Below are 11,912 nucleotides of genomic sequence, written 5' to 3'. Positions count from 1 at the left end.
CCCCCCCCCCCCCCCCCCCCCCCCCCCCCCCCCCCCCCCCCCCCCCCCCCCCCCCCCCCCCCCCCCCCCCCCCCCCCCCCCCCCCCCCCCCCCAGCGCCCTACTCAGAGCTGGAGCTTGAAGCCCGTGTGCGAGGCCGAGAAGCCGAGACGCTCGTAGAAGCGGTGGGCGTCGGTTCGGGTCTTGTCGGAGGTGAGCTGTACCAGGTGGCACCCCTGTCGACGGGACTCGTCGATCGCCCACTCGATGAGCTGGGTGCCCAGGCCGCTGCCGCGTTCTGCGGCGTCGATGCGGACGCCTTCGATGATCGACCGAGTGGCACCGCGTCGGGACAGGCCGGGGACGATCGTCAACTGGAGTGTGCCGACGACGCGGTCGTTGCGGACGGCGACGACCAGGTGCTGGTTGGGATCGTTGCTGAGCCGTTCGTAAGCGGTGAGGTAGGGGGGCCAGGTCGTCCGGTGACTCTCGCTGGGCCCCCAGGGGGTCGTCGGCGAGCATGGCGACGACCGCTGGGATGTCGTCCTCGGTGGTGGGTCGTATAACAAGATCTCCCATGGCCGCACCCTATGCAGAGGCGGCGGGAGAGAGTGCGGCGTACAGGCGGGAAAGAGTGCGGGGTACACCGGCACCGGTCGCCGGCTCTTAGGCGGGCACCGGCGTCTTGAGTGTCTCAACTACCCGGACCAACGGGGCCAGTTCCGGATTCCTGGCCGCCTCGTCGAGGGCCTCGCGCAGGGCGGCGTCATTGGTGGGCCGCGCCTCGTCCAGCAGGCTCAGGCCCGCCGCGGTGACGTTGGTGTAGATGCCGCGGCGATCGGTGGGGCACAGGTAGCGCTCGAGCAGTCCGCGGTCCTCGAGCCGGGTCACCAGGCGTGTGGTGGCGCTCTGGCTCAGGACGACGGCATCGGCGACCTGCTTCATCTGCAAATGTCCCCCGTCGCCGTCGTGCTGCCGACTGAGTACGTCGAGCAGGGAGTACTCGCGCACGCTCAGATCGTGACCGGCCTGCAGGGCGCGTTCGATGTGAGCCTCGATCCTCCCGTGCAGCAGGGAGAGGGCGCACCAGCCCTGGGAGAGGGCGGTGAGCGCGGGGTCCGTCGCTGTCATGTGTTTCCTCCGTCCCGGAGTGGCTGAGACCAGCGTAGACCAGTGTCGCGTCTTTCGGCGTTTGCGCATAGCCCGCGTCTGCAATTATTGTGGACGCACGCAAAGCGCTCCTGCAATCTTCTGGAAGGTGCATCCCTCCATGCCTCTCGCGCTTCTGGCCCTCGCGATCGGGGCCTTCGGAATCGGAACCACAGAGTTCGTGATCATGGGTTTGCTGCCCGAGGTCGCCAGTGACTACGGGGTCTCCATCCCCACCGCCGGATTCCTGGTGACCGGATATGCGCTCGGCGTGATGTTCGGTGCCCCGCTGATGACCGTGCTCGGCACCAAGATCCCGCGCAAGCGGATGCTGATGCTGCTGATGGGCCTGTTCATCGCCGGCAACCTCCTCTCCGCGCTCGCCCCCGCCTTCTCGGTCATGCTGGCCGGCCGCGTGGTCGCCTCCCTCACCCACGGTGCCTTCTTCGGCATCGGCTCGGTCGTCGCGGCCGACCTGGTAGCGCCGCACAAGAAGGCCGGCGCGATCGCGATGATGTTCACCGGACTGACCGTCGCCAACGTCGTCGGCGTCCCGCTGGGCACCCTCGTCGGACAGTCCGCCGGCTGGCGCGTCACCTTCGCCATCGTGGCGGTGCTCGGTGTCGTGGGCCTGGCCGGTGTCGCCAGACTTGTCCCCGACGTGCCCAAGGCGGAGGGCGTGCGGCTGCGGCACGAGCTGGCCGCGTTCAAGAACGCCCAGGTCCTGCTGGCGATGGCCATGACCGTCCTCGGCTTCGGCGGAGTCTTCGCCGCCGTCACCTACATCGCGCCGATGATGACGAACGTCGCGGGCTTCGCCGACGCTTCGGTCACCTGGCTGCTGGTCCTCTTCGGCCTCGGCATGGTCGGCGGCAACCTTGTCGGCGGCAGGTTCGCCGACCGCGCCCTGCTGCCCATGCTGTACGTCTCACTCGGCGCCCTGGCCGTCGTACTCGCCCTCTTCACACTCACCGCGCACAACAAGATCGCCTCGGCCGTGACCATCTTCCTGATCGGCGCACTGGGCTTCGCCACCGTCCCGCCGCTGCAGAAGCGCGTCCTGGACCACGCGCACGGCGCCCCGACACTGGCTTCGGCCGTGAACATCGGCGCCTTCAACCTCGGCAACGCGCTGTCCGCCTGGCTCGGTGGCGCTGTCATCGCAGCAGGCTTCGGCTACACCGCCCCGAACTGGGTCGGGGCCGTGCTCGCCGCCTCCGCGCTGCTCCTCGCATTCCTCTCGGCCGCTCTCGAACGGCGCGGCGGTGGCCCCGGCACGGTCGTCACGGGGTCCGTGCCCACCGAGCAGCGGGCCGCCGCCGTCCACCAGTGAACGCACCAGGCCGTGGGGTGGTGGGGCCAGGGCAAGTCCCCCGTACCTCTGCGGTTCCTCCGCCTCGACGACGACTGAGGCACCGCACCACTCAGCACCAACCAAGGAGAAACCTCCCATGAGCACCACCGCTGTCGCCCCGCTGACCATCCAGGACGCGGAAGCCCTCGTCATCGCGGCTCACCGTGCCGCCGAGGCCGCCGGGAGCACCGTCAGCGTCACAGTCCTCGACGCCGGCGGGCATCTGCTCGCTTTCCGGCGTGACGACCGGGCCGTGCTGATATCCGGGGAGACCAGCACCCGCAAGGCCTATACGGCGCTCCAGCTGAACGCTCCCACCGCAGACCTCGTCGACGCCGTTCAGCCCGGCGGCCTCTTCCACACGCTTCCCACGGCACTCGACCGGCCACTGCTGTTCATCGCGGGCGGCGTGCCCGTACACCGCGACGGCCGGCTGATCGGCGCGATCGGGGTTGGTGGCGGCGCGCCCGAGCAGGACCACACCGTCGCCACGGCCGCCCTGGAAGCCCTCGCCTGACGACAGCCGCCATGCGCACGGCGAAGCCGGTTCCCGGACCTCACAGGGAACCGGCTTCGGCGTACCGCATGTCGCCGTACCGCACTCCGCTACCGCACGCCGTTGCCTCGCGAGAGGCAGCCCGCCGCGCAGGGTCAGCCCGCCGCCACGGTCAGTGGCGCGAACCGCCGGCTCCAGTCCCCGGGCAGTTCGGTGATCCCGTACGTCATGACCGCGTTGGGCGCTACGGAGGAGAGGCCGTGCTCCTTCGCCCAGCTCAGCAGCTCTTCGTGGCGCACGTCGATGTCCGTGCGCAGCGGCCGGTCGGTGCGGGCGGCGAGGGAGCCGACGAGCGCCTTGGCCGTCTCGGTGTCGCGGGCGATCAGCGGGCCCACGACGTGGGTGTCCATATTGGGCCAGGCCGCGGCGTACCCGATGAGCCGACCGTCCTCCTCGGCGACGCGCAGTTGGTCCGCGAAGGCCGGCAGCCGCGTGATGATGTGGGTGCGGTCGGCGCCGAATACCTCTTCGTCGAGTCGGAGGATCGCGGGGAGGTCCTCGGCCGTGGCGGCGCGTGTGGCGGTCCGGGGTTCGGGCCCGCCTGGTGTGAAACGCCCGCGCACCATCTCGGCCCGGCCGGTGGCCTTGAAGCCGATCTCCTCGTAGAGCGGCCGGCCGTGTGGGGTCGCGTGCAGGGTCAGGGGGGTGGTGCCCAGTGCGGAGACGACGTGGCGCATCAGCCGGCGTCCGACGCCCTGGCGGGCGTGCCGCTCGGCGACCAGCACCATGCCGATGGCGGCGAGGGAGGGACGTTCGTGCGGTCCGTACTCGGTGACGGTGCAAGCGCTGACGAGACCGCCCCCGGGATCGTCGATGCCGTAGCCCTTCCCGGCTGTGAGGAGAAACCTCCACTTGTGTTCTTCGCGCAACCACCCCCGGTCCTCGGACAGATCGGCGCAGGCGGTGAGATCGCGGAGCGTCAGACGGCGGATCGGCAGAGAGGCGAGGGAAGGTGTCGGCACGCAGGTCAGGCTGTCCGACAACGGCCGTCCGCGTCCACCACTTTCCGGCGGAACACGCGAGCTTTTGGCCGCGTTGTGGCCGAGTGCACAGCGGTCCGTCACCCGTTGGACGCCGTGCCGCCCGACAGACCGGTTGCCGCCGGTGTCAGCCGAGGTCGGGAGCGTGCATGGCACGCACCCCCTCGATGTTGCCGTCCAGAAAGTGCCTCAGCGACAGCGGGACGAGGTGGACGGAGGCGATCCCGACCCGGGTGAACGGCACCCGCACGATCTCGTACTCCCCGGCGGGGTCGTCGACCTCGGGGCCGTGGCGCAGGGACGGATCCATGGACTCCAGGTGACAGACGAAGAAGTGCTGCACCTTCACGCCGGTCGCGCCGTCGTCCTCGCCGATGTGCTCCACCGTGTCCACGAAGCAGGGGACCACGTCAGTGATCTTGGCACCGAGTTCCTCGTGCACCTCGCGGTGCAGGGCGTCCACGACAGTGCTGTCGCCCGGCTCCACCCCACCTCCGGGAGTGACCCAGTAGGGATCGACACCGGGCTTGGTGCGCTTGATCAGGATCAGGTGATCGCCGTCGAGGAGGACGGCACGGGCGGTGCGCTTGACCACGGGTCGGACGGTCATGGGAGAAATGTGGCCCGGCTGGTTCCACGTGAAACATCGCGGAGGCTCACCGTGCGGGGCCGTCGGCCTCAGTTCCAGTCGGCGGCTGCGCGCAGCAGCCCCTCATGGGCCCGGGCAATGTGCGGCATCGCCAACGTGCCAGTACGCACCACCAGGAAATACGTTCGCAGCGGCGGCACCGCCGGATCGTGCAGGGAGACGACGTCACCGCGCCCCAGTGCCTCGGCGCACAGATAGCGGGGCAGTACGGCGAGCCCGGCGCCCGCGACCGTACAGGCGAGTACCGCACGCAGGTCCGGGGCGACGACCGTGCCCGGGGCGGCCGGGCGAGCATCGAAGACGGACGCCCAGTAACGGGCGACAAAGGGCAGGGACTCATGCACCTCGACCACGGGAACGTGTTCCAGAGCGAGTGCGGTGGTGCGGCGGGGCTTTTCGGCGCCGGTCCGCTCGGCCCAGCGGGGCGCGGCGACCAGGATGTGCTCCTCGTCGCAGAGCGGAGTCGCCGTGAGGAGCGCGCCGCGCGGCCGGGCCGTGCCGATGGCCAGATCATGATGTCCGGCGGCCAGCCCCTCCAGGGTCTCCTCGGCGTTCCCGAACGAAGCGCGCAGGGCGAAGCCCTGTCCGTCCTCGCCGGTGAGCTCCGTGAGTACGGGAAGGGCGCGCTCGGCGGTGAACTCGGGAGGTCCGGCGAGATGCAGGGTCCTCAGCAAGGAGTCGTCGTCCACTCCGGTTTCGGCGATCTCGACCAGGGCGTCCAGATGCGGTGCGGCTTTGTGGGCGAGCTCGTCGCCGATGGTCGTCGGGGTCACGCCGCGGGCCTGCCGCAGAAACAGCGGGCGTCCGAGCTGCCGTTCCAGGGTGCGGATCTGCGAGGTGACGGCCGGCTGGGAGAGGCCGAGCAGGGCGGCCGCGCGGGTGAAGGAGCCGGCTCGGTACACGGTCACGAAAGTGCGCAGCAAGGCCAGATCCACGCAAGCCCTTCCCCTCTTCTGTTACCTCCAGCCCTCCGGCCGCGCCCAACTATAAATATGTCGATAGGTCGCTGTCGCTCCAGTGATTGGACACTGACGCAGAGTCAACTAGCCTTAATCGCGCGGTTCTTCGCGCGTGGAACCGGAGGGCGGTCCGAGCCACGAGGGGGGAGGCTCGGACCGTCCGTCGTACTCGGGCGGACACCGCGCGGCAGCTGTGCGGCGCGGTCAGTCCGCGGAATCCTCCAGCGCACGCAGCAGATCAGCCAGCAGGTCCTCGGGATCCTCCGCGCCGACCGAGAGCCGGACGAAGCCCTCCGGCACCGCGTCGCCGCCCCAGCGGCCACGCCGCTCGGCCGTGGAACGCACCCCGCCGAAGCTCGTCGCGTCGTCCACGAGCCGCAGTGCGTCGAGGAAGCGATCGGCACGCGCACGGGTGGGCAACGTGAAGGAGACGACGCACCCGTACCGCAGCATCTGCCGGGAGGCGATCTCGTGCGAGGGATCGCCGGGCAGCCCCGGGTACCGCAGACCGGTGACCTCGGGCCGTTCCCGGAGGGCTTCGGCCACCTTGAGCGCGGTGGTGTTCTGCCGGTCCACGCGCAGCTGGAGGGTGGCGATCGAACGGTGCGCGAGCCAGGCCTCCATGGGGCCGGGGATCGCACCGACGATCTTGCGCCAGCGTCGTACGGCGGTCATCGCCGCGGCATCGCGGCCGGCCACGTAGCCCAGGAGGACGTCACCGTGGCCGGTGAGCTGCTTGGTTCCGCTGGCCACCGAGAAGTCGGCGCCGAGCTCCAGCGGCCGCTGCCCCAGCGGCGTCGCGAGCGTGTTGTCGACGGCGACCAGGGCGCCGCGCGCGTGGGCCGCCTCGACGAGCCGCCGGACGTCGCACACGTCGAGCCCGGGGTTCGACGGCGTTTCGATCCACAGCAGCTTCGCCCCGTCCAGGACGTCGAGCTGCGCGTCCCCGCCGGTCGGCGCGGTGCGTACCTCGATGCCGTACTCCTGCAGCTGGGCCCGGACCAGGGGCAGCGCCTGGTAGCCGTCGTCGGGCAGGACGACCGCGTCCCCGGCGCGCAGCTGGGAGAAGAGCACCGAGGAGATCGCGGCCATGCCGGAGGCGAACACGAGTGTCTCGACGTCGTCCTGCCCGGGCGCCTCCAGCTCACCGATGGCGCGCTCGAGGTGGGTCCAGGTCGGGTTCTCGTCGCGGCCGTAGGTGTACGGGCCGGTCGGCTCACCCGGCAGATGGAAGTGGGCGGCGAACACGGGGCCGGGCAGGGTCGGCTCGTGCTTGACGGGCTCGGGCAGTCCGGCCCGCACCGCGCGCGTGCCGTCCCCGGTGCCGGAAGGGACCGCCTCCGCGCCCGTACCGGCCCCGTTGTCTGCAGCGGAATCGCTCATGCCGCTCGTCCTTCCACTTGCTCGCGTACCGCGGCGAGCAATCCTGTGCTCGCCGCCTCCACCATCTCAAGGCACTCCTCGAAGCCGTCCGCGCCCCCGTAGTAGGGGTCCGGTACGTCGAGGTCCTGGCGATCGGCGGCGGGATCGTAGGACCGCAGCAGCCTTACCTTGGCGGCGTCCTGCTCCGTGGGCGCCAGGTGGCGCAGTGCCCGCAGGTGGCCGGCGTCCAGGGCGATGACGAGGTCGAGGCGGGAGAACCAGGACGGCCGGAACCGGCGGGCCGTGTGGTCGAGGCCGTAGCCGCTGCCCTCCAGGACGGCCATGGTGCGCGGGTCGGCGCCCTCGCCCTCGTGCCAGCCGTCGGTGCCGGCGCTGTCGGCCTCGACCAGGCCGTCCAGCCCGGCGTCCGCCACGCGCGCGTGGAAGACGGCCTCGGCCATCGGGGAACGGCAGATGTTGCCCGTGCACACGAAGCAGACGCGGTAGGTCATCGGGATCAGTCCTTGTCGGGCAGGAACGCGTTGAGCGCCCAGGAGACGACCGAGATGATCAGGCCGCCCAGGACGGCGGTCCAGAAGCCGTCGACGTGGAAGCTCAGGTCGAGCTTGTCGGCGAGCCACGAGGTGAGCAACAGCATGAGCGCGTTGACCACCAGTGTGAACAGTCCGAGGGTCAGGACGAACAACGGGAAGGTCAGCACTCGGACGATCGGCTTGACCAGCAGGTTCACCAGGCCGAACACCAGGGCGACGACGATGAGTGTGGCGGCCTTCTCACCGGTGCTGCCACCGGTCAGTGTGATCTTGTCGAGCAGCCACACGGCGATCGCGAGGGCGGCCGCGTTGGCGATCGTCTTGACTAGGAAATTCTTCATGTGTCTGATCGTGGCAGACGTGCTCGGTAACGAATGGTGAGGCAGGGGCGGACGAGACGATGAAAGCATTCCGGCTGGACGAACTGGAGGCGGAACGCGCCGCCAACGACGGTGCCTACCTGCAGTTCCTGCGCGAGCGGAACATGTCGGTCGGCCTGTACGCCCTCGACGCGGGCACGGCCGACCCTCAGCAGCCGCACGCGCAGGACGAGGTGTACTTCGTGGTGAGCGGGCGGGCCGCGATCACCGTGGGCATGGAGACCACCCAGGTCGCCCGCGGCAGCGTGGTGTACGTGCCGGCCGGGGTCGCCCACAAGTTCCACCACATCAGCGAGGACCTGCGGGTCCTGGTGGTGTTCTCTCCGCCCGAGAGCTGAGCCGCGGCCCCGGGGTTCCCTAGGGGATCGATCAGGGGGAGACAAGGGATGCGAGGGCCCCGCCGGGGCGCTCACGGCCCTAGCATCGAGTGCAGGACATCAGAAGTTTCCCAGAGGTATCCGGGCCGTCGAAGGCCCCGGCACTCGAGCGGGCGGAAAGGTAAGGACGAGGGCGATGCGAGAGATCTTCACGGGACTGCCGTGGTGGGTTAAGTGGGTCGCGGTACCGGTCATCGCCCTGGTCGTGTTCGGCGGGCTGATCGCCAGCGTGGTCGGTTTCGTTGTCGGACTGCTGTTCAAGCTGCTGCTCTTCGTGGCGCTCGTCGGCGGACTGATTTACGTCGTACGCAAGTTCCTGCCGAGTTCGTCGTCACGCAGCGACTGGTGAGAGGCGTGGGGAACCGGTAACAGGAATCACCGGTTCCCTCGCGCGAGGGAAGTTTCCCGGACGGGCCGTCGGCGAGTGGTGACCGGCGAATAGAGTCCGGAACTCCACGCGGGGGCGACCCCGCGAGTGGCGTACACCCCCACCCGTGTTCCCCGCACGGGCTGCCCCCTCGCGTTCCGGGAGTGCCTCTTGGCCACGGCTGACACCGCGTTTGTTCCAGTGCACGCAGCGCAAGCACTGCCAGTGCAGCCTCGTTCGACGCCTCGCACCCCCCCAGCGACCTCCTCCGCTGACCCTCCTTCCGCGACGCTCATCGGCTCCGTGCAGCGGGCGATGCGTCTTCTGGAGTGTGTCGCCGAGCACGGGTACGGAGCCCCCGCCAAGCAACTGGCCCGTGAGGCGCGGCTGGCACTGCCCACGGCGTACCACTTGCTGCGCACCCTGGTGCACGAGGGATATCTGCGCCGCGAGAAGGGCCTGTTCTTCCTCGGCGAGGCCACCGAGCGGCTGAGCAGCAGCGGAGCCGAGCAGAAACGTCGCAGCACGGTGGCCGACGCCTTGGCGCACGTACGCGACACGATCGGTGCCCCGGTGTACTACGCCATGTACCGCGACGGCGAGATCGAGATCATGAGCGTCTCGGACACACCGGGCATTCCGGCGGTCGAGGAGTGGGCGGATTTCCGTGAGACCGGGCACGCGCACGCCATCGGCCAGTGCCTGTTGTCGCAGCTGGACGAGGATGCCCGCCGCGACCACCTGGACCGCTACCCGGTGCAGCCGGTCACGCCGTACACGGTGCGCGACGGGCACAGTCTGCTGAAGCGACTGGAACGCATGCGGCGCATGGCCCCGGTGACCGAGCGCCAGGAGTACGCCCTGGGGACGGTCTGTGCGGCGATTCCGATCACCGCCGGCACCACGGCGGCGACGGTGGCCATCTCCCTGCCCCTTCAGCAGGCTGACCGGCTGCTGCCCGCGGCGGATCTGCTGCAGAACGAGGTGGGACGCATTCTGGGGTCGCTCGCGATCTCTATCAGTATCTGAAAACTCACTCCTTGTGATCTGGTGTGTACGTTAAGCAAGATGCCACCAGTGTTAGAGGTTTGATTCCCGGACAGTCGACGGCGAATGACGGGGTAGGCGATGGGCGAGTCCGTACAGGCGGAGGTCATGATGAGCTTTCTCGTGTCCGAGGAGCTCTCTTTCCGCATTCCCGTGGAGCTGCGCTACGAGACCTGTGATCCCTATGCCGTGCGACTGACCTTCCATCTGCCCGGGGATGCGCCGGTGACCTGGGCCTTCGGCCGGGAGTTGCTGGTCGACGGGGTGGGCCGGCCGTGTGGTGACGGCGACGTGCGCATCGCGCCGGTCGATCCCGAGCCGCTGGCCGAGGTGCTGATTCGGCTTCAGGTGGGCAGCGACCAGGCGCTGTTCCGTTCGTCCGCGGCGCCCCTGGTGGCGTTTCTCGACCGGACCGACAAGCTGGTGCCGCTGGGGCAGGAGGGCGCGCTCGCCGACTTCGACGCCCACCTCGACGAGGCCCTGGACCGCATCCTGGCGGAGGAGCAGAGCGCGGGCTGAACCGTTACGGCAGCTCTACAGCGGTGGCGTAACGCTTCGCCGGATCGGCTGCCGACGGGTCAGCGCTTACGGCGACGGCCTCGCCCGCGTACGGGAGCCGACGCACCGGCACCCGGCGTCGTCGCTCCGGCGGCCTGTGACGCCGGTCGGTCGCCGGACCGGTCGGCCGACACGACGAGGGCCGCGAGTGCCGTGGTGACCGGAACAGACGCCACCAGGCCGATCGAACCGACCAGCGTGCGCACGATCTCCTCCGCGACCAGCTCACTGTTGGCGACCGTTCCCACCCCGCTCTGCGCGATCGAGAACAGCAGCAGCAGGGGCAGCGCGGCGCCGGCGTAGGCGAGGACGAGCGTGTTGACGACCGAGGCGATGTGGTCGCGGCCGATACGGATGCCCGCGCGGTACAGCCCGCGCCAACCCATCGTCGGGTTGGCCTCGTGCAGTTCCCAGACCGCCGATGTCTGGGTGACCGTCACGTCGTCGAGGACACCGAGCGAACCGATGATGACCCCGGCGAGCAGCAGACCGCTCATGTCGATCGTCGGATACAGGCCGTGGATGAGGCCGGTGTTGTCGTCCGTGTTCCCGGTGAGTGCGGCCCAGCCGATGAACCACGACCCGAGGAGACCGATCAGCAACAACGAGATCAGGGTGCCGAGGACCGCCACGGACGTACGGGCCGACAGGCCGTGGCACAGGTACAGCGCGATCAGCATGATGGCGCTGGCCCCGACCACCGCCACGGCGAGCGGGTTCGAACCCTGCAGGATCGCGGGCAGGATGAAGAAGTTGAGCAGCAGGAAGCTGATGGCCAGCGAGACCAGGGCCATGAGGCCGCGCAGCCGTCCGACGGCCACGACGGCGAGCGCGAAGATGCCGGCGAGCAGGGCCATCGGGAGCCCTCGGTTGATGTCGGTCACCGAGTACTGCAGGTCCTTCGGCGCGGAGGGCTCGTAGGCGACCACCACCTTCTGGCCCTCGTGCAACTGCCGTGACTGGTCCGGCTGCACGATCTCGGTGAACGTGCGGCCCTTGTCGTCGCCGCTGTCCACGCGGATCGTCGCCCGCTTGCAGTCGCCGTTCGCCTGCTGCACCGCGGACGAGCCCTCGGCGGTGGAGGTGTCTCCGGTCGGGGGGACACCTGAGGCGTTGACGGACTGGCAGCTCAGCTGGACCACCTTGGTGACGGTTCCCTGCTGCGTCTGCCGGTCGAAGCCCACCCCGGTGCGTTCGTGCGGTGGCGCACCGCCCGGCCACAGCACCGCCAGCCCGACCAGTACCGCCGCGGCGAACGGGATCAGGACCGCGGCGATGACCTTCCTCAGATGCCGGGAGACAGGCGCTGCCGGTCCGTGACCGTGGGAGTGCGAGTGCCCGCGTCCGCCCCCGTGCCCGTCGGAACCGCCGTGGCCGTGACCAGCACCGTGGCCGTCGCCCGTACCGTGCCCGTCACCCCTGCCGTGTCCGTCACCCGCATCATGTCTGCCACCGCCCGCGTCGTGAGGATGGACGGGGGCCTGCTCGGCCGCACGGCGGCTGTTGCCGTCCTCGGCACTCGGTCCGCGGCGGGGATCGTGCGGTGGAAACGGGGGCTGCTGCGGTGTGGTCACCGGCCGATCATCGCAAGAACGAGCGGAGCCCTCTGTTCACCGCGCCCGAAGTGACGCTAGCGTGGAGG

At 69.8% G+C, this 11,912-nt stretch carries 14 protein-coding genes and 1 pseudogene; 6 read left to right on the top strand and 9 right to left on the bottom strand.

The genetic code is table 11. The annotated features are described in order from the left end of the window. Positions 1–103: 103 nt before the first annotated feature. Positions 104–557 (bottom strand): annotated as a pseudogene (locus tag ACZ7G3_RS23745) (GNAT family N-acetyltransferase). Positions 558–644: 87 nt separating this feature from the next. Continuing rightward, complete coding sequence (locus ACZ7G3_RS23740) at positions 645–1,109, bottom strand: MarR family winged helix-turn-helix transcriptional regulator (RefSeq protein ID WP_426599642.1); 465 nt, start codon at positions 1,107–1,109, stop codon at positions 645–647. A gap of 139 nt (positions 1,110–1,248) precedes the next feature. Here ACZ7G3_RS23740 and ACZ7G3_RS23735 point away from each other — a divergent pair, with 139 nt between their 5' ends. Next, entirely contained in the window at positions 1,249–2,460 is a 1,212-nt protein-coding gene (locus ACZ7G3_RS23735; protein WP_470928142.1) for an MFS transporter, read from the top strand. A 118-nt stretch (positions 2,461–2,578) separates the two neighbouring features. Continuing rightward, entirely contained in the window at positions 2,579–2,998 is a 420-nt protein-coding gene (locus ACZ7G3_RS23730; RefSeq protein ID WP_426599644.1) for a GlcG/HbpS family heme-binding protein, read from the top strand. A gap of 134 nt (positions 2,999–3,132) precedes the next feature. On the opposite strand, the gene ACZ7G3_RS23725 is transcribed toward ACZ7G3_RS23730, so the two are convergent. The 6 genes from ACZ7G3_RS23725 to ACZ7G3_RS23700 all read right to left on the bottom strand — a co-directional run bounded on the left by ACZ7G3_RS23725 (position 3,133) and on the right by ACZ7G3_RS23700 (position 7,882). Beyond that, positions 3,133–3,999 (bottom strand): GNAT family N-acetyltransferase, encoded by an 867-nt coding sequence (locus tag ACZ7G3_RS23725; protein ID WP_470928141.1) that lies wholly within the window; start codon positions 3,997–3,999, stop codon positions 3,133–3,135. Between the two features lie 145 nt (positions 4,000–4,144). After that, on the bottom strand, positions 4,145–4,627 hold the full coding sequence (locus tag ACZ7G3_RS23720) for an NUDIX hydrolase (RefSeq protein WP_426599646.1): 483 nt from the start codon (positions 4,625–4,627) through the stop codon (positions 4,145–4,147). Between the two features lie 68 nt (positions 4,628–4,695). Then, a complete protein-coding gene (locus tag ACZ7G3_RS23715; RefSeq protein ID WP_470928140.1) occupies positions 4,696–5,601 on the bottom strand; it encodes a LysR family transcriptional regulator in 906 nt (301 codons plus the stop codon). A gap of 228 nt (positions 5,602–5,829) precedes the next feature. Then, on the bottom strand, positions 5,830–7,008 hold the full coding sequence (locus tag ACZ7G3_RS23710; protein WP_470928139.1) for a cystathionine gamma-lyase: 1,179 nt from the start codon (positions 7,006–7,008) through the stop codon (positions 5,830–5,832). Further along, positions 7,005–7,499: a low molecular weight protein-tyrosine-phosphatase gene (locus ACZ7G3_RS23705; RefSeq protein WP_470928138.1), complete on the bottom strand. Its 495-nt coding sequence runs from the start codon at positions 7,497–7,499 to the stop codon at positions 7,005–7,007. Before ACZ7G3_RS23705 ends, ACZ7G3_RS23710 begins: the two co-directional genes overlap by 4 nt. A 5-nt stretch (positions 7,500–7,504) precedes the next feature. After that, positions 7,505–7,882 carry a phage holin family protein gene (locus ACZ7G3_RS23700; RefSeq protein ID WP_426599650.1) on the bottom strand — a complete coding sequence of 126 codons (378 nt, stop codon included), beginning with the start codon at positions 7,880–7,882 and terminating at the stop codon, positions 7,505–7,507. 59 nt (positions 7,883–7,941) lie between these two features. Between ACZ7G3_RS23700 and ACZ7G3_RS23695 the strand changes: the two genes are divergently transcribed. The 4 genes from ACZ7G3_RS23695 to ACZ7G3_RS23680 all read left to right on the top strand — a co-directional run bounded on the left by ACZ7G3_RS23695 (position 7,942) and on the right by ACZ7G3_RS23680 (position 10,231). Next, entirely contained in the window at positions 7,942–8,259 is a 318-nt protein-coding gene (locus tag ACZ7G3_RS23695) for a cupin domain-containing protein (protein WP_361158897.1), read from the top strand. Positions 8,260–8,434: 175 nt separating this feature from the next. Continuing rightward, positions 8,435–8,647, top strand: coding sequence for a DUF5326 family protein (locus ACZ7G3_RS23690; RefSeq protein ID WP_426521474.1), 213 nt, complete (start codon positions 8,435–8,437; stop codon positions 8,645–8,647). 321 nt (positions 8,648–8,968) lie between these two features. Beyond that, positions 8,969–9,694, top strand: a complete 726-nt coding sequence (locus tag ACZ7G3_RS23685; protein WP_470928137.1) for an IclR family transcriptional regulator — start codon at positions 8,969–8,971, stop codon at positions 9,692–9,694. Between the two features lie 99 nt (positions 9,695–9,793). Continuing rightward, positions 9,794–10,231, top strand: a complete 438-nt coding sequence (locus tag ACZ7G3_RS23680) for an SsgA family sporulation/cell division regulator (RefSeq protein WP_055422101.1) — start codon at positions 9,794–9,796, stop codon at positions 10,229–10,231. 59 nt (positions 10,232–10,290) lie between these two features. Here the strand turns inward: ACZ7G3_RS23680 and ACZ7G3_RS23675 are convergent, their stop codons facing one another. Then, a complete protein-coding gene (locus tag ACZ7G3_RS23675) occupies positions 10,291–11,844 on the bottom strand; it encodes a YibE/F family protein (protein WP_470928136.1) in 1,554 nt (517 codons plus the stop codon). Positions 11,845–11,912 lie beyond the last annotated feature (68 nt).

This window comes from Streptomyces sp. NPDC037271, from assembly GCF_055603605.1.
This window is presented reverse-complemented; position numbering and strand designations above follow the sequence as displayed.

Excerpts from the sequence above, each read along its gene's own strand:
- ACZ7G3_RS23740 (WP_426599642.1), bottom strand. The coding sequence starts at position 1,109 with ATGACAGCGACGGACCCCGCGCTCACCGCCCTCTCCCAGGGCTGGTGC.
- ACZ7G3_RS23735 (WP_470928142.1), top strand. The coding sequence starts at position 1,249 with ATGCCTCTCGCGCTTCTGGCCCTCGCGATCGGGGCCTTCGGAATCGGA.
- ACZ7G3_RS23730 (WP_426599644.1), top strand. The coding sequence starts at position 2,579 with ATGAGCACCACCGCTGTCGCCCCGCTGACCATCCAGGACGCGGAAGCC.
- ACZ7G3_RS23720 (WP_426599646.1), bottom strand. The coding sequence starts at position 4,627 with ATGACCGTCCGACCCGTGGTCAAGCGCACCGCCCGTGCCGTCCTCCTC.
- ACZ7G3_RS23710 (WP_470928139.1), bottom strand. The coding sequence starts at position 7,008 with ATGAGCGATTCCGCTGCAGACAACGGGGCCGGTACGGGCGCGGAGGCG.
- ACZ7G3_RS23705 (WP_470928138.1), bottom strand. The coding sequence starts at position 7,499 with ATGACCTACCGCGTCTGCTTCGTGTGCACGGGCAACATCTGCCGTTCC.
- ACZ7G3_RS23700 (WP_426599650.1), bottom strand. The coding sequence starts at position 7,882 with ATGAAGAATTTCCTAGTCAAGACGATCGCCAACGCGGCCGCCCTCGCG.
- ACZ7G3_RS23695 (WP_361158897.1), top strand. The coding sequence starts at position 7,942 with ATGAAAGCATTCCGGCTGGACGAACTGGAGGCGGAACGCGCCGCCAAC.
- ACZ7G3_RS23690 (WP_426521474.1), top strand. The coding sequence starts at position 8,435 with ATGCGAGAGATCTTCACGGGACTGCCGTGGTGGGTTAAGTGGGTCGCG.
- ACZ7G3_RS23680 (WP_055422101.1), top strand. The coding sequence starts at position 9,794 with ATGGGCGAGTCCGTACAGGCGGAGGTCATGATGAGCTTTCTCGTGTCC.